14 protein-coding genes are annotated in these 20,858 nt (G+C 34.4%); 9 read left to right on the forward strand and 5 right to left on the reverse strand.

The window, feature by feature from the left end; all coding sequences use genetic code 11:
- Nucleotides 1-58 precede the first annotated feature (58 nt).
- The 6 genes from ACHWSC_RS20025 to ACHWSC_RS20050 all read left to right on the forward strand — a co-directional run bounded on the left by ACHWSC_RS20025 (nucleotide 59) and on the right by ACHWSC_RS20050 (nucleotide 6,819).
- On the forward strand, nucleotides 59-1,786 hold the full coding sequence (locus ACHWSC_RS20025) for an amidohydrolase (RefSeq protein ID WP_394677925.1): 1,728 nt from the start codon (nucleotides 59-61) through the stop codon (nucleotides 1,784-1,786).
- A gap of 413 nt (nucleotides 1,787-2,199) precedes the next feature.
- Complete coding sequence (locus tag ACHWSC_RS20030; protein ID WP_394677926.1) at nucleotides 2,200-2,916, forward strand: hypothetical protein; 717 nt, start codon at nucleotides 2,200-2,202, stop codon at nucleotides 2,914-2,916.
- A gap of 169 nt (nucleotides 2,917-3,085) precedes the next feature.
- Nucleotides 3,086-3,730: a hypothetical protein gene (locus tag ACHWSC_RS20035; protein ID WP_201671358.1), complete on the forward strand. Its 645-nt coding sequence runs from the start codon at nucleotides 3,086-3,088 to the stop codon at nucleotides 3,728-3,730.
- A 140-nt stretch (nucleotides 3,731-3,870) separates the two neighbouring features.
- On the forward strand, nucleotides 3,871-5,100 hold the full coding sequence (locus ACHWSC_RS20040; protein ID WP_394677927.1) for a S41 family peptidase: 1,230 nt from the start codon (nucleotides 3,871-3,873) through the stop codon (nucleotides 5,098-5,100).
- 80 nt (nucleotides 5,101-5,180) lie between these two features.
- Nucleotides 5,181-6,173, forward strand: a complete 993-nt coding sequence (locus ACHWSC_RS20045; protein ID WP_394677928.1) for a hypothetical protein — start codon at nucleotides 5,181-5,183, stop codon at nucleotides 6,171-6,173.
- Nucleotides 6,174-6,354: 181 nt separating this feature from the next.
- The gene (locus ACHWSC_RS20050; protein ID WP_120334447.1) at nucleotides 6,355-6,819 is read left to right on the forward strand and encodes a GNAT family N-acetyltransferase; all 465 of its coding nucleotides are present in this window, start codon (nucleotides 6,355-6,357) and stop codon (nucleotides 6,817-6,819) included.
- A 111-nt stretch (nucleotides 6,820-6,930) separates the two neighbouring features.
- Here ACHWSC_RS20050 and ACHWSC_RS20055 read toward each other — a convergent pair whose 3' ends face one another.
- Entirely contained in the window at nucleotides 6,931-7,656 is a 726-nt protein-coding gene (locus ACHWSC_RS20055) for a DUF6090 family protein (protein ID WP_088161567.1), read from the reverse strand.
- Nucleotides 7,657-7,897: 241 nt separating this feature from the next.
- Between ACHWSC_RS20055 and ACHWSC_RS20060 the strand changes: the two genes are divergently transcribed.
- Complete coding sequence (locus ACHWSC_RS20060) at nucleotides 7,898-9,058, forward strand: redoxin domain-containing protein (protein ID WP_394677929.1); 1,161 nt, start codon at nucleotides 7,898-7,900, stop codon at nucleotides 9,056-9,058.
- 126 nt (nucleotides 9,059-9,184) lie between these two features.
- Here ACHWSC_RS20060 and ACHWSC_RS20065 read toward each other — a convergent pair whose 3' ends face one another.
- The 3 genes from ACHWSC_RS20065 to ACHWSC_RS20075 form a co-directional block, all read right to left on the reverse strand.
- Nucleotides 9,185-9,670 carry a GNAT family N-acetyltransferase gene (locus tag ACHWSC_RS20065; RefSeq protein WP_120334396.1) on the reverse strand — a complete coding sequence of 162 codons (486 nt, stop codon included), beginning with the start codon at nucleotides 9,668-9,670 and terminating at the stop codon, nucleotides 9,185-9,187.
- Between the two features lie 668 nt (nucleotides 9,671-10,338).
- Nucleotides 10,339-10,884: a hypothetical protein gene (locus tag ACHWSC_RS20070; RefSeq protein WP_394677930.1), complete on the reverse strand. Its 546-nt coding sequence runs from the start codon at nucleotides 10,882-10,884 to the stop codon at nucleotides 10,339-10,341.
- A 2-nt stretch (nucleotides 10,885-10,886) separates the two neighbouring features.
- On the reverse strand, nucleotides 10,887-11,099 hold the full coding sequence (locus ACHWSC_RS20075; RefSeq protein ID WP_075992629.1) for a hypothetical protein: 213 nt from the start codon (nucleotides 11,097-11,099) through the stop codon (nucleotides 10,887-10,889).
- Between the two features lie 1,199 nt (nucleotides 11,100-12,298).
- Here ACHWSC_RS20075 and ACHWSC_RS20080 point away from each other — a divergent pair.
- Complete coding sequence (locus ACHWSC_RS20080; RefSeq protein ID WP_394677931.1) at nucleotides 12,299-16,141, forward strand: hypothetical protein; 3,843 nt, start codon at nucleotides 12,299-12,301, stop codon at nucleotides 16,139-16,141.
- 342 nt (nucleotides 16,142-16,483) lie between these two features.
- Here the strand turns inward: ACHWSC_RS20080 and ACHWSC_RS20085 are convergent, their stop codons facing one another.
- Entirely contained in the window at nucleotides 16,484-18,433 is a 1,950-nt protein-coding gene (locus ACHWSC_RS20085) for a DUF4365 domain-containing protein (protein ID WP_394677932.1), read from the reverse strand.
- Between the two features lie 254 nt (nucleotides 18,434-18,687).
- On the opposite strand from ACHWSC_RS20085, the gene ACHWSC_RS20090 reads away from it, so the two are divergent.
- A complete protein-coding gene (locus ACHWSC_RS20090) occupies nucleotides 18,688-20,742 on the forward strand; it encodes a type I restriction enzyme HsdR N-terminal domain-containing protein (protein WP_394677933.1) in 2,055 nt (684 codons plus the stop codon).
- Nucleotides 20,743-20,858: the final 116 nt, after the last annotated feature.

Raw genomic sequence — 20,858 nt, forward strand, 5'->3', positions numbered from 1 at the left:
CGCGGCGAAACAATTAACTGTTTTCTTTTGTTATTCATTAGTACAGTTAACCTCTCACATGGCAATAATTACGAAATATCTATTTTTCTTTTTATCTTTTTTTATTTTAAGCTGTAAGAGCGATCAGCAAAAAGGGGATACGTTGTATTTTGGTGGAAATATTGTAACGATGGAAGATGATCTTCCTCAAGTAGATGCTTTAGTATTAAAAGATGGAAAGATTCTTTTCGTTGGTAACCGGAAAGAAACAGATCCCTATATAGGGGAAAATACCAAACAGATCGATTTAAAAGGAAAAACTTTATTGCCTGGATTTATTGACGCCCATGGTCATATCACTTCAAGAGCAGGGATGGAACAGGCAATAGATTTATCTCCAAGTCCATACGGTACCGTTAATTCAATACCCGATCTTCAAGAGGCGCTATTAACATTTATTAAGCAAACAAAACTAGGGGCGGCTGTCCCAGTATTAGGAAATGGCTATGATGACGCCATCATGCGTGAGCATCGTCATCCGACTCGTCAGGAATTGGATGCCGTCAGTACCACAAATCCCATTATTGTCATTCATGCTTCTGGTCATGCAAGCGTTGTCAATAGTGCCATGTTGAAGTTATTAGGTATTGCCGAAAATGTGAAAGACCCCGAGGGAGGGCATTATGGCCGAAGCCCTGATAATCGACTAAACGGTAAACTGGAAGAAAATGCCTCTTTCGCCGCGTTGGTGAAGTTAACGGATATGATTCCCAAGCCCAAACAGGCAAAAGATGAACTATCCCAATCCCTAAAAGATTTTGTCAAAGCGCAGGACGAATGGCTTAGTTATGGTCAGACAACCATCTGTGACGGACGTTCGATGGGAGTGAGTGTTGGCCTGTTAAAGGAAGCCGCTTCGAAAAATCTTTTAAAGGCTGACGTGGTTTATTTCCCAGATTTTGAAGCAAACAAAGCCGAATGGAAATCCTTTAAAACTAATTACATGAAATACGAAAAGCACTTGAAATTTGGTGGATTTAAATTTTCGGACGATGGTTCACCTCAAGGGAAGACAGCCTGGTTGACAGAACCATACCTCGTTCCACCAGAAGGCCAATCGGCCGATTACAAAGGCTTTCCAATTTTTTCAGACGAGACCCTCTACAATGATTTAAAAACAGTGTTTTCAAATGATATTACAGCGCAATTACATGTTAACGGCGATGCGGCTATTGATCAAGCGCTTCGTGTGATCGGCAAATTGAAAACCGAAGGAATTTATAAGCCTGAGCTTAGGGCAACCTTGATACATGTGCAGAACAGCCGACCCGATCATATTGTCAAGATAAAAGAGATCGGTGTTATTCCTTCATATTTTTCGTCCCATGTTTATTTATGGGGGGATTGGCACTATCAAAGTGTTTTTGGCCCCAAACGTGCGGCATTTATTAGTCCAGCTCAATCAGCAAAAAAAGCAGGAATATTGTTTACCATCCATCATGATAGTCCAGTAACACCTCCCGATCTAATGACTGGGGTGTATGCTGCGGTCAACCGGACGACACGTTCGGGAATGTTATTGGGTGCTGATGAACGTATCGATGTAAGAGACGCGCTCAAAGCAATTACGATCAATGCCGCCTATCAGTATCAGGAAGAAAAAGATAAAGGCTCTCTTAAAAAAGGAAAACTAGCTGATTTGGTAATTTTGGATCAGAATCCGCTAACAATTGACCCCAGAAAATTACGGGATGTCAAAGTAGTTGAAACCATCAAAGAAGGGAAGACAGTCTTTAAGCGAAATTGATCAATCTGCAAATCCCGTAAATAGAAAACATCATTGTAAACCACATTTTAATTCGCAATTGTTTGGGAAAAATCCACTATTATCCTATGTTTTTGCCATTCTGTTGGGAGGATGACGCTAAGTAGAAGTCCTCGTTTTCAAGCGAATCAATTGTTGAAATAAAGTAGGAGAGTTGCATAACGATACAACAGCATCAGATCTTCTTCTCTAAAAAAATTAGCGAATAATAAATCGCAGCATGCAAATATTAAATGGTCTTTAACTTTTGTGGTTTGTGACTTATCTTTATAATATAATCAGTTCAAAATTTAATTTTTTAATGAATAATTGATCTATTTTGTCATGCGGTGCAGGGAAGGTCATCTCACATAGAATCCTGCTGTTACTAAAATCAAGAAATAAATATGAAATTGATGTTGATATTTCTTTTTTCGATAAACCTTGTTTACGGTCAATCTATACCAAATTTAACAGTAGGTTATGGAGATCGATATGATAGCCTTCCTAAATTAGTATTCAATACGGCTACAATAGAAAACTATCGTAAAGCAATTAGCTCCAATAATATTGTCAATAAAACTCCTACTGTTGAAGGAAAAAACCTTCTGATTCAAACTGGCAAAGGCGAGTTAAAGTTCAAGAAATATAGTTTTTCAGCAAATCAAGGCGATGGATTTCGGGGCTGGGCGTATAAAGGCTATCTTCGCCAACTCAAAATGCATATTCTCGTAAGCAATCATGTTTCCGAATCACTAGGTTTTAGCGATTTGGTTTTACTCGATAGCGTCAACGGTACTCAGCAGACAATTGCTTCAATTGGCGACGGTGCAGTTGAAATACCTATCCCTTCTCCCAACGGATATTTTCTTGCTTACTATTACAATCAGGTATATACTTCGAATAGTTGCTTCATTGGGGTTCTTGCCGTCCATAGTGGAAAAGCTCCTTTCCGGATCAAACTTTCCGAATACAACAGTTTTGAAACGGACAATTGGGCAGTAGAAAATATCAGATGGGTCGATAATACGACAATTGTCATAAAAGCTTATACGCTTAAGAAAATTGACAATGAAAACAGCAAGCAGTTTGCATACTACACTGCCCGATTAAGCCAAGAAAACGCCAAGTAAGGTATAGTGACTTGCTGATCACTTGAGTAATAACGGATCAATTTATTTAGGTAAAGTAGTATCTACTTTACTTCTTAAAAACTTTATGAAAATACGACATAATATCATCATTTTAACTGCTGCAATTTGCTCTTGTAACAACCCTAACATACACCAACAAAAACGAGATGTGAAGCAATCAGAGCATCCTATTGACAGAGAAGTAGCAACCTCCCAGCAGCAGATAGATATAGTTCCAACTTCAAATACTACGAATAACGGTAGAGCTACGACATCAATAAAGTTCAATGAATTTGTTGTTTCGATTCAAGGAATGGCCATTCTTGATCCAGAAAAGATGGATCAGCTACAAAGGGATACGGTAGAGATCGATGCAGAAGTCGGAGAAAGCATCGAGGGAAGTTATATTTCTATTTTAAATGATCAGATTAGTGATTTGAAGGTGGAACAACGCTATGAAACCAGCGTAACTATTATGAACGAAGGGCCTCATTGTGATCTTACTGATTGGAAACATTTTAACTCAGACTGGAAGTCTTTAAAACAAAATAGGAATGGACTATTTTTTAGTGACGAATATACCGATCAGGACTATACAGCCTTTCCCAGCGTGTCTATGGACGAGTTGAGACAAAAGGTAAAAGAGCGCTGTGGTGAAGAATGGTTTAAACTTTTGGCTAAAGTAAAATCGCCAACTGAATATCCATCAGCAGTCAGCGTAAGCCGGTATTTTTTACGGATCACATGTCGTCTTAAAGACAATGGTAAAGAGCTTACCAAATTTATCATTATCAAAACTCCTATGGGATGTTAGTAGTTTAGTTGCTGAATCACAAAATTACGATTTTCTAAGTTATAAATCTATGCGATGGAATTATGAGAAAGTAATGTACCTTCAAATGGGTCCGTATTATTTTAACGATGGTTTTATTATTTTTGCTACCGATTGAACCAATGAAATACCAATTCAAGAACACAACGATGAAATTAAGCCTATTGACTAAAGCTATTTTTACAATAGCATTCTTATTTTTAACAGAGAATAACATTTTCGCTCAAACCAAATATCAAAAGGATTTTTACGAGTTCTGGTCTGACATCAATAAACATTATGCCTATTTAGAAAGTCAAAATATCGACTGGAATAAAGTCAAAGAGATTTATTCAGCACAAGCAGAAAAAGTTACAAACGACAACGAGTTTATTCAGTTACTTGAAGATACGTTGAATGAGCTGTACAATGGACATTCATCATTAAGCATAAATCTTAATACATCAAACAGGTTAATTCCATCGTGGTCCGACATACGTATCGAAAAAGATCAGAACAAATATTTAATAAAAGACTTAAGAAAAGGTTTTGGTGCAGATTTAGCTGGGTTAAAAATTGGTATGCAAGTAACTCTTTTCAACGGAGTATCAATAGATCAACAGTTAAAAAGTTTCTTACCTCAATTTACAGATTATCACAGTCCAAAGATGTATCAGTATGCTTTAGATATGCTTTTTGCAGGAACTCACGATAAAAAACGAGTGATTACCGTAGTTGAAAACGGAGAACGCAAAACATTTGAACCAGTGAGCTATGCCAATAGGAATGAATTGTTGTATTATAAAGTTATAAATGAAAACACGGGGTATGTCAAAATCAATAATTCATTGGGGAATAACAACTTGATCGGTGAATTTGATAAAGCTCTTGACAGTTTGATTTCTAATAAAAACCTTATTTTGGATTTGACTGAAACTCCTAGCGGCGGAAATTCAACTGTTGCGAGGGCTATTATGGGGCGGTTTGTCAATAAAGTTCTGCCTTATCAGATTCACGAATTTGATGAGAAGGATTATGGCACAAAACGACATTGGGTAGAGTATGTAAGTCCACGTAAGAAAACCTACAAGGGTAATTTGTATATCCTCGTGGGACACTGGACAGGAAGTATGGGGGAAGGGATAGCTATTGGTTTTGACGCGCTAGATAGAGCTACAGTTATTGGCACACCTATGGCGGGACTATTAGGCGCAATTTCAAATTTCCGTCTCACAGAAACAAAAATTGGATTCCAATTTCCGACTGAAAGATTGTATCATATCAACGGAATACCAAGAGAGGATTTTATTCCCAAGATTTTATGTAAAAATGTCGAAGAAACATTAGAAAAAGCTAAGGAGGTGGCTTTTTAGATTAAGTAGGGGATTCCGACTCAGTTTGTCCTAAAACTTGTGGAGCAATGTTATGATCAATGTGAACAAATAAAAAGTTTATGCTTAATAAAGTTAACGATACTTTTATCCTTCTTTTGTTTATGCTTCTTTCCAACTACTGCAAAGCACAAACGGAAAATAAGAGCTTAAATATACCTGTATTTGTTAAAGGATCTACCTTTTTTAACGCGGATAAAAGAAACTGCATAGCGCTTCCATTTGGCTATTCAAATATTTCAAAACAACTGCCTGTCGACTCCATATTGTCTGCTATACAAGATCATCGTGGCTTAGAAAATCTTTATGCGCTCAAATTTGAGCAATTACTCAAAAACGATCTCGTGGTGCTACCAGAAGCATATGACGTTTCTTTTCCATTTGAGCAAGCTATCGGCAAAGAATATAGTCAGATTGGAATTGCCTCTAATTTTATCCGTTATAGGGGGTATTCGCTGCATTTTTTAGCTGTATATAATGCAGTCCGTTATAACGAACCATTCGTGGAAAAAATATATCTAATTTCAGTAAAGAATGGGAATCCAGTTGATGTAAAAAGAATATATCTTTATCATGAGGGAGAAATGGGATTCACGAACTATACATTATTTTATATAGATAAAAATTTTATAATCTCATTGCGGGATTATGAGTTTAATGAGAATCCCTTTAGACAAAAACCTGTTTATCAATTTCAGCTTTTACGTAACGGAGTATTTGTCAGATACTATGCTCAGAATGGTTTATATAAAACTGATGAAGAACAGGGCTCAATAAAAAATCACCACAAAGAAGGAAAATGGATAGAATTTAAAGCAAATCGGTATGTGGATTTACAAGAATATCCATCATTTACAGATTCGTATACGTACTTGGAAGCAAGGTATAAAGGAGGTCTTCCTGATGGGAAATGGAAGTGTTATAAATTATTGCAAGAATATAATGAAGAAACGGGGGAACCAATAATCAACACAAGAAAAAGAGGCCCGTTGGTTTATACTGAACTATACAAAAATGGGGTATTGGAAAAACGAGAGTATGTTCTTGATAAATAGGCCGTCTGTTATAAGTGATAAAACATGTAACTTGTATTTGAAAAGGCAAAAAGGTTCTTAAGTTCCTTTCTACAAGAACTTAAAATATGAAAAATAATACTATAGTTGCTATTCGTTTTGTAATTTGCAAACAGTGGATATAGCCAACAAAAGGCAAAATAATAGACGTAGATTCTTAATTATGGAAATAATCATCAGACAAGCAAAAGAAAGCGAAATCAATGTATTAATCGAGTTTGAACAAGGAATTGTTGAAGCTGAACGACCTTTTGATAATACATTGAAGTTAGGCGAAATTCATTATTATGATCTCCTAGAACTGATCAGGTCCAGGGAGGCTGAAGTTCTTGTTGCAATTGTTGACGATCAAGTTGTCGGATCAGGATATGCGAGATTATTGGATGCAAAACCTTATCAAAAATATGAAAAGTATGCTTACCTCGGATTTATGTTTGTTAAACCCGAATATCGAGGGCAGGGTATCAACAAAATGATTTTACATCGATTGATCAACTGGGCAAAAGAAAGAAATATTTCAGAAGTAAGACTTCAGGTTTATGAAGAAAATACGAGTGCAAAAAAAGCCTATGCAAAGGCAGGATTTAGACCAAATCTTCTGGAAATGCGTATGGAAATCGATGACTGATACTAATGAAAATTCATTGGGATAATTTCTATAACAAATTAAAAAAAAGACAGCTTTTAAAAATTTAAAAGCTGTCTTTTTTTTGGCGTTATGCACTCATTCGAAACCGATTTATTCATTATTATGCTCAATTTCGGCAATGATTTCTTTAGCAGATTTGATGACTTGATTATTTAGCTGAATAATCATATTTGCTTGAGATGCTGCATTGATAAGGATTCCTTTTACTTTTGGCGATGCATTAACTGCTTTATACATCATATCGGGATTTATATTTGCATTAGGAATGGATACTAGTTCATCGGCGAGCTTAAAAACCAATGCGTTGTAGTAGGTTTGCCAATCGTCTTTTGATGGCACTACGGTTTGATAATATTCCAAAATTCCTGTTTTTAATTTTCGATCCTTGATGAGACCAATTTTCCCACTAGATCGGAATCCTTCATAATTTCCGGTATTTCTGATCTTAAAGATCGGATTAAGGTTCATCTTAATACGGTCATTCGGGTTGACTTTCACCAAGCTATCAATTTTTTGTTGGTTCAGTTCTCCGTAAAATTTACAACCTTCAGCTGTATTTGTCAAGTAGGAATTTTGCTTTTCCAAGTCGTGGACATCTTTTTGGAGGTCGACTTTTAGATCTTCTAAAAATTCTTTTACTTCTTGTTGTTCATGCCGATGCTCACTCCAGCCGTGAAGCCATATAGAAAGTGATACTGCAAAAACGATAATGAAGATCTCAATGGATATTTCTTTCAGTTTTTCAGAGAGGCTATGCTTTGGCTCTTTTGCGGTTTTATAAATTTTCTTCGTGTGCTTAATGATCTCGTCTTGCATTTTACAGCTTTAAGTTAATATAAAGGTGATTTTGTTAAATATTGGTGTTAATACACAAAGATGCAAAAGTTTGGTAAAACACACAAATTAATAACTTGTCCATTACTTTTTTGAGGCAGAAAACAGGTGTCAAGTTGTTTTATTGGGGGATATGGCATGGATTAAAGAAAATAGTAACAGGCTCAGAACAGAGAAATTGCGTATATTTATGATAGTAAATTACCGAAAAATAGGCTATATTATGAAAATATGGACAGGATTGCTATTAATAGCGGTTTTTATACTTCCTTTCCTCGCTTGTGGACAAAATCCCTATCAGATCAATGGGGTAATACCTCAATTGAAGGACGGCTCCAAAGTATTTTTGATCTACGAAATAGAAGGTAAGTCTGTTGTTGATTCCACTTTTTCAAGAGGTGGAAATTTTTCATTTTCTGGGACGGTAGACTATCCTGTTTCATCGTCGCTATATCTCGATAAAAATCCTTATGTAAATAGACCCTCTCGCAATGAGCAAATGGATTTTTTTCGTTTTTACCTTGAGCCTGTCACTATGCAAATGCAAGCAAGCGACTCCTTGAAAAATATAACGATCAGTGGATCTCAAATTAATCTCGACCAAGATGCTTTTAAAAAGATGCGTAGCTCCGTAGATGATAACTTTACAGCACTTAATAAAGAATTTTATGCACTTTCAGCCAATCAACAAAACGATCCTAAAGTACGGGAGGCTTATATTGATCGGGAAAAAGGATTAATGGATGACCTATATCGTGTTCACTTAGCATTTGCTCGTCAGCATCCATCGTCCTACCTTAGTTTAATCAGTTTATCCTTTGTTGCTGGACAGGAGAAATTTATGGAAGAGGTTAAAAGGATATATGCCGATTTAGCTGAGAAGCTCAAAAGCTATCCTTTGGCCAAAGAGATACCCATGCAGTTAGAATCGTCAATCAGGACCAAAGTTGGACAGGTTGCCCCCGATCTCGAACTTCAAACTCAAATGGGTACAAGTCTAAAATTATCTGAATTCCGAGGAAAGTATCTATTGGTAGACTTTTGGGCTAGTTGGTGTGGACCATGCCGTGAAGAAAATCCAAATCTTGTAACGCTTTACAATAAATACAAAGATTTTGGATTCGAAATCTTAGGTATATCCCTGGATAAAGCGGCTCAACGCGAACAATGGGTCAAAGCAATTGCAGATGATAAACTCAACTGGCCACAAGTATCTGATTTAAAAGGTTGGGATAGCCAAGCAGCAAAACGTTATGGCATCAATTCCATACCAGCAAGCTTCTTGTTGGATCCTACAGGAAAAATTGTGTACCGCAACCTCAGGGGGAAAGATTTAGAAGAAAAATTACAGGCGATCTTTTCAGATAAAAGCGATCCTAAATAGCCGGTTTAGTAGTATATACAATAAGCTCTATTAAGATTGGGATATTCTTGTTAGGGACGCGAAACCTAAGTGTGAAACCGACTGAAGGGGGAGCTGGTAATAAAAATAGACTGATCAAATCGCTCATTAATCTAATCTATAAATAAATTCCTCAATTTCTATTTGGCGTGCATTAGCAAAACCGCGATCTGTACCAACCCTAACAAAACCACAATTTTCCAATACTTTTTGGGAACCGAGATTATCGAAAGCGACGCGCCCATAAATAGGACGGTTTGTTTCAATTGAAAGAAACGCTTTAAGTGCCTTTGTTGCAATTCCACGTCCCCAGAATTTTCGGTCAATCCAATAAGTGATCTCAGCATCACCTTCAATAACAAACTTAGCAATACTTCCCACGATTATCCGATCAATCAGAATCGTTTGATTGTTTATACTTGGCTCATTGAGAAATTTAGCATACTTCTCAAGGTAAGCTTTCTTATCTGAAGAACTACTTGAGGTAAAAGCCGCGAGATAATTTGCTTCTTCATCAAGCTGAAACTGATAATGTGTTTCTAAATCCGCGTATAATGTCGGTCTAAGAGTAAGTTGAAAGTTGAGGTCATCCATGCTTTTTATGTTCGGTTTATCCCCAAATATAGTAATAAATACACCATTGACTTACTTCAGGTCCTATCTATGTGATAAAATTTTAAAGAGAATATTGGTTTCTATGATTTTTCCTGAAAATAATAATTTTTTGATTAATTTTAGGAAAAACCAATTAGACTATTCCAAATGGATGTCATTAAACTAGGAATTGAGTCAGTATTTTAATCCATCTTCAAAATACCTTGTATTATATTTTTGGAGCACTTGATGTGTTCCATGCATATCAGCTATGCCTAAAACAAAGTTAATCGTTGAAGAAGTAAAATTGACAGCTTCTTTTGTTGGGGTTTGTTTCGATAAAGGGGATAAATTTGATTTGGCGAAAACAATATTAAATGAAAAAGGAGTGAACTGGCCCTAGATTTATGTGGATATGAATCAAAAAAAAATTCTATCGTGTTCGAGTTGGGGGTCTCTATTTTTCCAACATATATTGTCATTGACAGAGATGGTAAGATAATCTTTAGCGATTCATCACACGGGCTTGCTCGCATAAAAGATATTCTACTTAATTAATAAATACAATAAGCGAAAGTCCATTACTTTTAGTCTTCTTCGAAGTCAACCCGATGACAACTTGAGGAAAAGCCGAACAATGATAGAATTCAAGCCAATGTGATGTTCTTTCATTGAGCCCATATGGGGAGATGTGTAGATACCTCGATCTCTGAAACAGCATCCTGGTATTTAAACACAGTTTCAGGTACCATGTAATTTTCGTTTATATCGACCCCCTTAACAGAGGAAAAGAGATTTAGATGCCTTTTCACAAGCGGCATGGTATGAATATATAGATGAGTTATTTTTTCCGTACTGGAGTAACAACTAGTACTTTTCTTAGCTTTAGACCTCGCATGGCATATATGCATATTATCGGTGTAAAAAAAGATCATTTCAATCTTATTTTCAGGGTACAAGGCTTTAATATCTTGTAGCATTTGAAGATGTGTCTTATTAACGATATTGATCTCCACAGCAAAATCTTCGTCGTTACCTAACAGCACCAACAGCTGTTCCTCAAATCTCCTATATCCATATTTTAAACCAAGTGCAGCATAGCTTTGAACAAAGAGATTAGGGTCAAGTATCTTGATCCCTTCGGGAATGAAATACTGCCCACAAGTACTTTTCCCAATATGAGGAGGACCAGTTATCACATATATTGTTGCCATGATCAGATACTTTGAATTGTCCCATCGCTATGCTCTTCAACCATTTGGCCATCCTTGCTATAAACCAACGGCTGTTCACGGGAAAACAAGTAGGAGCGAATGCTCGTTTGCAATTCTTGCCTCCATTGAATCTTTTCATCTGCAGACATAGTGAATGGGTCTTTTTTCATCTTTCCAGTTTTGACAAGTTGTTCTTCTTGAATTATCCTTTTCATTTAAAAATTAATTAACATTAGCTTGTACGATCAATTAAATATAAACATATATTAATATATTATAAAAAAATATTAGCACAAAATGCGCGAGAAATTTGATAGACCGACTTTAAATTGGCAACAAAACCCGTTATAAAAATTAACAGGCGCTGTATATTCTTTTTATCACGAAAGTGTACAAAAGAATTATAAAGTTAATTGTTTAAGTTATATACTGATTTGAATATCTTAGGGTCTGAAGTCAAAATTTAGACAACTAACTCAGACAACTAACGAGGTATAAAGAGGTACTTTTCACTGGGGCAACTATTTCGTTTTCCTGAAGATTGTGAACTCAGTTTATTTCTACTTCCTTGAAGAACGTAAATTTTTTTTAAACTCATTAAGCTACCTCAGAATTTCGTATTCATAAACGACTCCCCAGATTTGGCTCTTATTATACGTGGGATTTTGTAAGATGAAATTCTAATAGAACGTCTCCTCTTTTGGTTTGATTTTGGTGCTGGTATAACACTTAAAATAAAAAAACCGTTTTTAACAGTGTTAAAGACGGTTTTTTTTGCGGAAAGGGAGGGATTCGAACTAATCCTTCCAATTCACAATAAACCTATATTTTAAGTATATATTTAATGGCTGCCACGATTCTGCCATAGGCATTAATTCTAACAGAAATCTCAACGACCCTTACACATGTGTAACCTTTAACTTATGACAAAGAACAATAAATTCCTATAATTACAAACAAAGTTAACTAAAATAATTAGTAATTGTTAAGTTTCCGATATTTATAATATAGTAGAGGTTATTTTAATCTATTATCACGAATGTAATGTGTTTTTCTTTTTGTAATTTAGAAATACTTAGCCTTAAAACTATTTATATGAGAAATTGCAAAAATTTGGAAACCGAATTTATAGAAAGGACTTTGCATATAATTTCACAATGTGAATCACCAATGGATAAATATCCCTTTGAGTAACAATATAATTACACTTTGCTAACCACTGGTTAGTGTAAATCCAAGACCGTAAAATAAGAATATTTCACAGTATCTGGAAGATACTGAAGATTCATAAGAAACATATTGTATTAAAAAAGCAATTATAAAAGGGTATGATTGCAAGTGAAATTTTTCTAATTTTTTGTAAAAATACTAAAACACCTATATTTAAACAGTATTAACCATATTATGAGAAAATATGCATTTTCATCTTGATTACCATTTAAAAGATAAGTTTACAGCATTAAGTGAAAAAATTAAATCCCTCAGCTCGAAGGACAATATCTATAGAGAGTATGTAAATGTTGGCATCAAAGCAGAAAATCTACAATTTAATCTGTCATATGTATTGTCTCACATTATTTTAAACTTGAACTATATTGATCGGAGCAAGAAAAAGTTTGAGAAGATACTTTTTGATTTCAATAATAGAAATAATTCCACTATTTCCATAAAAGATCTTGAAGAAATAAGCTGGATCAGAATTGTTACTGGTGAAGTAATATTACCTCAAGTGGTTAGGTATTTAATATGGAAAGTTGGCTACGATAAACAAGAAGGAAAGAAACCAGATATTCCGGCTGGGAAAGAAAAATTAGTAGAATTTTTGTCCATTTACTACCAAAGATGCTTCTACGATAGTAAACTAAAAATTTCAAAAAATGAGTTAAGTGAAATTCTAAGTTTATATGCACCAGCAAAAGTGACTATTGAATTTTTGACGCAGCAGGAAATTTTAACTAAAATCAAAGATAAAGAAGAATATGTTTGGATTGACCGCAATTATATAAAAACACTTAAGAATGAAATCGCAGCTACGCTATGGATGTTGATCTGCAATGAAAATTCATTTGAGGAATTTAAAGAATACATTGCTTTGCTTTTACGGATGAGAATGTATGGTATTGACTTGACATATTTACTGACACCTGAACAATGTAGTGAGGTTGGTAAGTTTGCACTTAAATATTTACTTCAGGAGGATGACCTTTTGAAAAGCAGTCATGATTTTCAGAAAATTTGGATGGACGCGGCAGACTACCGTAGTATCGAAATTAATGATCCAGTTCCAATAGTACATTTTGATTATAGTAACCCTTATAATTTCATTGAAAGTATTAAATCAATTGGAAGACAATATGAAGATCTATTTTACTACCAGAAAAGTAGAGTTTTCTGTTCATTGCTATTGGGCCTTCATTTAAAAAGTTGCTCAGGCATATTGCCTGATTTTTCCGAAGTTTCAAAAATACTAAAAGATCTTTCCAGACCTTTTCTGCTTTTGATTCTGTACAATGATATCCCAACAAAATTTTCTTCAATCATACCTTTTCTTTTAAATGACACGGAATTAATCCCTATAATTTTAAGATCAATCGATAAAATATCAATAAATGAGGCTTATTTGAAAATACATGAAAACTGGCAGCTACAAAATGCTGAAAAGTATAAACTAAATAATGAGTTATTTTTTGAATCTTTTGATTTAATATTAGATTTATTTAGTAACTCGCAGCACGACAATTTATCTAAAGGTAATTGCATAATTAAAATTTTGCTTGATACCTCTAAGAATGTTTTCCATTATAACCCAAATGATAATTACGTAAGCCATAATAATGCAAGAAAACGTTATGAGAAAATCTTAAAGTCTCTCATCTTGAAAAGGCATAGCAGGTCGAATAATGCATACAATATTTCACCCAGAATTATTATTTCATTATTGCCAGAAATGCTAGATTATCTTTTGAATGAATATCAAACCCATAAGGAACATTCAAATTATTTATCACTCGATCTTCCATTTTTGGATGTGAGTACAGAGGTGTTGCGAATGTGCAATTTGTATTTTTTTGATGGCGAAATATATGCCCCTGAGAAAAAATTGATTAATGAGAAAGCTCTCGCATTAACGGATAATCTTTTTAAATATCTATTGGATTATTATTCGCAGGACGAAGTGGAAGTAATAGACTTTTTTGGTAAGACAAAGGAAACTAAAAAAATAAGGCGCTATAACAATCAGTTTGGATTCGAGATAATTGACTGGAGCTACTTATTTTTATTATTTGAAAAAAGTGGTTATCTATACAGATTGAAAAAAGAATTTTGTAAAACATTAGTTTTTGACATAAACCAAAGCATTTATGATGAACAGAACAAAGAACAAAGCAATAAATTAAAAAGCTTTGTTAAATCAATGTTATTGGCATTTAATGTTATACACACAAAGAATAATGAACTTGAAATCGAACAGTTACCTGTCAAGAGAACATTGACGAAACTTGAGAATTATATTCAGGAGCTGTCCACAGAGTATTCACTCGATAAATTTGAAGACGAACGAGTAAATATTTTCGATGAGAACTTTTATGTTTATGGACAGAAGCTTTATTATCAAAGTCTGCGTTCATTGTTATTCCATTCCCTTAATTATTTTGCTAATAACAAAGCTGTCGAGTTTATCAAAGATTTTTTTGAACAGAGCATCGATATGGGCAGTATGTTAACGGCTATAAATATTTTGGAATCTAAAGAACTTGCAAAAACTGTTGCCGACCGAATTCGAACGATTGAAATAGAAGAGTATATAAAAAGCAGATACACGGTGACTGATCTGCAAGATACACTAATTGAAGCAGTCAACTCTGAATCACATTGGGATTTGGCGGAGTCTTTGATTCAGAGAATCCAGAAGCATTTACAAAAGGTAGGGAAGGACGATGAAAATATGATTTTTATGTTATTCAACGTCAATCTACTTTTGGCTTTTAAAGAAAATAATTCCGATAAACTCGCCAAAATTGAAATTCCTAAACCGAAATATATAATTAGTTATAATGATAGAGGAGAGCACTTAAAGAGCTTCTTTACGGGTTTGCAAAAGTTATATAATGAAAAAGATTATGAGCAGGCTATTAAGATTTTTCAATCCCTTAGATCCAAAGAAGATGAGCCAAGATATGCATTTCATTTATACAGGGCTCAGACTTTAAAAGCAATTCATGTGGATGACTTGAATTTGCTGGGCATGGCATTTCAGCAATGGGAAGAATTCAGTAAAAGCCTGAAAGAGGAAAACAAAAAGAAAATATCTGAATTAACTGAAGCTATTGCCAGTAACCAACTTCATTATTATGCGCATGTTGATGATAGGATCAAATTTAACAATAACCTCAGCATGCTATCCAGACCGTATCTTTATGAGGAGGAAATCATTCCGACGGTTTATAATTATTACACCAGTATGGAGCTGTACGATGCTGCGTTCTCATATCTGAAAAATTCAATTGAATATTTAAAATTAAACGGAAAACAAATACCGGCCATCATCGGTGAGCTACAAAAAAATTCAGTTACAAAGGAACTGTTACTATCCTTTAAAAACAGTTTGATCAACATTAGGAGCATTGCTGCGAAAGACCTACCTTCAATAACTCCGGATATAGTTAATGACAAACGCAATTTAAGTGATTTTATTTTTAATGAATTGGTTCAGGCTGCGAAAGTGATGACAGTCAAACGTGATGCTATTAAGAAAAACCCTCATGAGGATCGATTTAACGATCTCTTCTTAGCAACTCTAAAGTTACGATTTCAAATTTGGGGATGGAGTATCCATGACCAACCTAGAACAGGGATTTCTCCAACTTCAATAAATGCGGGGGAGGCAGATATAACCATTCAGGCAGGAGGCATTGACGTTGCACTTTTGGAAGGCATGATCCTTAAGGGTAAAGAAAAGGCAATTGTCGAAAAGCATGTTCAAAAAATATTCGGGTACAATAACTATCTTGAAAGATATTATATGATTATTTATTTTAAAGGAAAACAACAAAATTTTAATAACACTTGGCAATCATATAAATCCGACGTCGAGCAAATTCATTATGATGAAAAATTCAAGATTAACAAGAATAGTTCTTTTACAGAAGTATCTCAAGACTACAACGATGTCACAAATTTGAAGCTGGCTAAGACTTATCACGGAGAAAACTGTGAAATTGTAATTTTTCACATGATGATCGATTTATCTGACTAGCGATCTAGGTCATTTGCAAGAAGAATTTTATTAGCAATAAGTACCGTACTCTTCAATATTCAAAAAATAAGTTGCAGGCTCTTATAATAGTGAAGGTCAAACCCTAAGTTCTTTCCGATTTGCTTAACATCATTGCCCTTATTCTGGTGAGTTCATACCTGACGATCGTTAATCAGGGCTCTGTAACTTAAGCCAAAAAAATCTTTGTCCACCGTAGCAGCAATGACTTTTCATAATCTTCCAAGGGCAATGATAATAAAGTATTAAAACTTAACTAAATACAGACAACTTAAAATTATCAATATATTGAATTTTAATAAAAAATAAAAACCGAAATTTAGGTTAAATCCTTTGGAATTTGTTATGGTATAGTTCTTTCCTTATTCGATTTATATTTTTTCTGCTTTGGAGACCTCTGTCTTCCAGCATACCGTTCAGTGGACCTTCTTGTTCAATTTTAAGCGGTAGGCAATTAATCACTGGAGTAACATATTCTAGCATATTTTTTATCTGTTCTTTTAGCCTTTGATCATTTATACCCAATATTTGGAAAAGAACATCTGTCTTATCTTCAGGAAACTGGAAATTTCCAAGCGGAAACAATGTGATCATGTGTTTACTTGCGTCGTAAACATAACCTTCGGCCGCCTCGGTCTGCTCAATGACCTCCATTTCCTTCATCAATTGGTCAACTAGCTCAGTCTCTTGTTCAATTTTACTTGACTCTCCAACAATGAAACTGACGAAAGTTCCTCCATTCTTGGTGAAATCAATCTTCTTATTGAATTCATGATTTCCATATTCAATTTTGTACTGATCCAATGTGTTTTCTATTTCCCGGATTTTATCCTTATTTTCCAGGTTCTGATAATACTCCAGAAGAAGAGAAAGACTGCAAAGTTCATTCTCAACATGATTTATCGTCTTAAAATAAGTGTAAATTTTTTGTAGGTTAATTAATATGTCAGCTAGAACATCATCAAAAGAATTTGATTTTAACAGCCTTCTAAAAATACAATCAAAATGAATGATAAATGTGCAGTGTTTAATGCCGCAGAAATGGCTCGCAAAATTAGAGTTAATTTTCTCACATTCTTCAAGCAGATCCCTGAATTCTCTGTTGATGGTAGTAAAGTTCCTTTTAGCATCAGCTAAATTTCCTGACAATAACATCATGATTAGTTTTGAGATCAGCTGTTCCGATCTGTAGAATGTAAGCTCAATTTTTGCCAAGAGTTTAATATAATCAGAAGAATATGGGTTATTTATGATTTCCGCAATTTTCTTCTCAAACTCAAGGCTGCTAGAATCAGGAGAGTCATGCATTCTGACTTTGAGTTGGACTGCATCTTCGAGTTCTCTATGGATAAATATGGTACTGTTTTCTGCAAAAGCATGCGTAAGTCTCTGAAAGTCATCTTCGGTGATGATGTTCAGGATCCGCTGTAGACCATAATAAAAAAATAACATGTAATCTTTAAGGTAATGTTCAAGATTATCAATGTTTTTGTAAGTTTCCTTCAAAAAATCCATGGCTCTGAAAAACTCTCCTGAATAATAATAGGAAACCCCAATAACCAGATTGTACATTGCAGACCTGGCATGAGTGTTTGTCGTCTTTTTATGCAGTGCGATAACATCGGCCCACCTGCATTCATCAATCAGAAATAGTCCATATTTTTCAATATTTTCTGCTATTTCAAAATCAGTTACTACATTAGAGTCGAGATCGATAATTATTCTATCTTTTTTTTCTATCTGTCCAAATCCCTCAGCCATAGCTCCCTGTATCCGTCTGAGCATTTGTCCTTCTGTGAGCGCTGTATTGTATATTGTGGTGATTGCGTCAGCATCCAATTTTTCAGTGAACCTAATGGAATGATTAGGCTGATTTTGCCAGTTCGGATTTTTAACCGTCAAGTCATAGATGATCTTTTTGAGTTCAGCATAATAGATCAACTTTTCGTCATCTATATAAAAGGCATAATAACCAGGCTGTCCATTATTGAGTAGATATTCTATATTGCTTGTTTCAATATTTTTGCTGTACGAACCATCGTTATTTTGCCTTGTACTTTCCGTACTTTTTAACTGAAAATTGAAACCAAAGCCCGTTATACAGTTGTTCAGTTTTATCTCAAACCTAAAATCAATACCATTATCGATAGCTTCTTCTTTAACAACGAATCTTTCCACATCAAACAATGGCCTGAAATAATCCTTTGAGATAATTTCTAGCTGTTTGTTTCTTGCATCTCCCGGCAGATTTAAATCAAAAATATTATGCTTCATATACGAATTTAAAATTGAAGATCTTTTCTGTAGATTTCTATAAATAATTATATGCTAAGATAAACTAAATCTAAGGTATTGGATAATTAAATATTCAGATCATGGCATAATTCAGGTTTTGTGTCAGACCTGAATCTTAGACAACTTTTGCGAAATTTTGAAGTACCCGACGATCCTGTTAACCCTACAATATTTGTATATTTGAGTTGAGCTACGAAATGATATCCTGAAACCGTATAATTAAAATTTTGTCAATGAACGAAGAAGAAATCCGAGGAAAATTACTGCTGCCTTTTTTGAAAGATTTAGGATTTGATGAATCTGAAATTTCTTTAGAATATAATTTTAAAATTAGATTAGGCAAAACAGTCCGTCCGATTAACGGCAGGGCTGATATTCTCTGTAAAAGAAACGGAACAAATCTATTTATTGTAGAATTGAAGAATGATTCAATTTTGATCGATCAAAATGATATAGAGCAAGGGATATCGTACGCTAGAGCTCTTGAAGACAATATTGCTCCTTTTACCATTATTACCAATGGAAAAGATACAAAAGTATTCGATTCTGTGTCAAAAATGGAACTAACAGGTAAAAATCTAGCGGAACATTCTGATTTTTTTAAAAATAAATATTCTTTATCGATTGAAGAAGATCTGCGGATTAGGTATGAGGCTTTAACTAAATTTATATCCTTTTCTTCCGAAAACTTAAAATTGTTTTGTAAAGGTCAGATCCAGGATAGGATGGGCCCTATTATGGGATCTATTGATTCGCTATCTGCTAAATTCATAAGAGAGCTTTATTGTGAGAGAGAAGACCTTTTCGCACACTTTAATAATTTCCTGAATTCAGAAGCTAAAATTTATGCAATAGTTGGTGCGGCAGGAGTCGGAAAAACAAATTCTGTTTGCTCACTCGCTTTACAAAGTCTGGAAGACAAATTTGTGTTTTTCTATAATGCCGCATTGTTACACAAATCCCCCCTTGAGCATATGGCACAAGATTTAAATGTTGTTTTTTCGGGGAAGAACGACAGCGATCTGGTACTTAAGAAGCTTAACGAATTAGGGAGAAGCATCAACAAAACAGTTCTTATTTTTATTGATGCAATAGATGAAAGTACAAATCATAATATCTCATTCGAATTAAGTGAAATTGCACTGTCCTGTAGAAATTTTGACAATATTAAAATTTGTATCAGTTGTAAATTAACTATTTGGGACAGTATCTTAAAGATAAATGGAACAAAATCCCACCTGCATGAAGAATTAGAGAAATATCCTGAGGTTACCAACCATCCGCTAGATAAAATGGGTTTCTTAATGCAGGACTTTACAGAATCGGATCTGGTAAACGTCATTCCCAAGTATGAAAGTATTTTTGGATTTAAAGGCCCTATTTCAAAGAGTTTATTGGACGAATTGAAAAATGGATTCTTTTTAAAAATCTTTAGTCAAGTATATAAAGAGAAAGAAGTTCCTGAAAAAATCAACGATTTAAAGTTAATACGAACTTATTTGCAGGAATCACTGGAAAAAACAGAGATTGGTATACAGCATGCGCTAAGAATACTTTCAAAAATAGGCAAAGTGTTGCTGAACAGTGAATACACTTCCCGTGAATCGCATGATGACAACGGAATCGATATAAACAATATTCTGACAGGACTTAAACTTGGTGTGAACGAAAGTCTGTCTGAGGATCTATTCTCCCGAAATATTCTGATTAGATCAAACAAAGAAGATTCATTCAACATATCATTTTACTTTTCAAAAATTCGCGATTATGTTATCTGTTTTCATAGTTATAAACTGAATAAATTAAGCGATGATGAGTTCTACGATATACTTGAAAAATTTTACCAGAATTATATTGGTCAGAGTGCTCTAGCATTTTATCTGGAAAATGCATCTTTTTCTCATAGAAAAACATTATCAAAATTTAAAAAAGACAAAGCAGTCAAGTATGTAAAAAAGTACAATAAATATTTAGATAAAAATTTTAAAAATACAAAATCTCTGTTTGACCCAAAGACAAATGGAGAAATAGGGATAATCCTTTCTAATGATGAATTACATGAAAATGGCTATGCGCTCTACCAAATGGAAAAGAATTCTTCGGATAAAATTAGACTTGAAGATCTTAAAGACCCTTTTTCAGAAAATAACTATGGTTACTTTATAAATCTGGGAGTAAATTGTGTGCATGGAAGCAATCAGGAGTTTTTAGGTGCTGATCAGCAAAAGATAGTAAAGCAAAATATACTTAAACAATTAAAGGAACTGGTGAAAAAAGGGGGAGTGTAACTCAAACTGTGTCATTGGATTAGCATCTTAAAAACCTCTTTCTAATTTGAGTCTATCCCCAAATCTAATATAAAGTTGGGATATGGTCAAGCCCCAGTTATGCATTGGCATCGTCC

Origin of the sequence: uncultured Sphingobacterium sp., from assembly GCF_964277905.1 — a bacterium.
GTDB classification, from domain to species: Bacteria; Bacteroidota; Bacteroidia; order Sphingobacteriales; family Sphingobacteriaceae; genus Sphingobacterium; species Sphingobacterium siyangense.

Excerpts from the sequence above, each read along its gene's own strand:
- ACHWSC_RS20085 (WP_394677932.1), bottom strand. The coding sequence starts at position 18,433 with ATGAAGCATAATATTTTTGATTTAAATCTGCCGGGAGATGCAAGAAAC.
- ACHWSC_RS20090 (WP_394677933.1), top strand. The coding sequence starts at position 18,688 with ATGAACGAAGAAGAAATCCGAGGAAAATTACTGCTGCCTTTTTTGAAA.
- ACHWSC_RS20080 (WP_394677931.1), top strand. The coding sequence starts at position 12,299 with ATGCATTTTCATCTTGATTACCATTTAAAAGATAAGTTTACAGCATTA.
- ACHWSC_RS20045 (WP_394677928.1), top strand. The coding sequence starts at position 5,181 with ATGCTTAATAAAGTTAACGATACTTTTATCCTTCTTTTGTTTATGCTT.
- ACHWSC_RS20075 (WP_075992629.1), bottom strand. The coding sequence starts at position 11,099 with ATGAAAAGGATAATTCAAGAAGAACAACTTGTCAAAACTGGAAAGATG.
- ACHWSC_RS20055 (WP_088161567.1), bottom strand. The coding sequence starts at position 7,656 with ATGCAAGACGAGATCATTAAGCACACGAAGAAAATTTATAAAACCGCA.
- ACHWSC_RS20060 (WP_394677929.1), top strand. The coding sequence starts at position 7,898 with ATGAAAATATGGACAGGATTGCTATTAATAGCGGTTTTTATACTTCCT.
- ACHWSC_RS20070 (WP_394677930.1), bottom strand. The coding sequence starts at position 10,884 with ATGGCAACAATATATGTGATAACTGGTCCTCCTCATATTGGGAAAAGT.
- ACHWSC_RS20030 (WP_394677926.1), top strand. The coding sequence starts at position 2,200 with ATGTTGATATTTCTTTTTTCGATAAACCTTGTTTACGGTCAATCTATA.
- ACHWSC_RS20040 (WP_394677927.1), top strand. The coding sequence starts at position 3,871 with ATGAAATACCAATTCAAGAACACAACGATGAAATTAAGCCTATTGACT.
- ACHWSC_RS20025 (WP_394677925.1), top strand. The coding sequence starts at position 59 with ATGGCAATAATTACGAAATATCTATTTTTCTTTTTATCTTTTTTTATT.
- ACHWSC_RS20050 (WP_120334447.1), top strand. The coding sequence starts at position 6,355 with ATGGAAATAATCATCAGACAAGCAAAAGAAAGCGAAATCAATGTATTA.
- ACHWSC_RS20065 (WP_120334396.1), bottom strand. The coding sequence starts at position 9,670 with ATGGATGACCTCAACTTTCAACTTACTCTTAGACCGACATTATACGCG.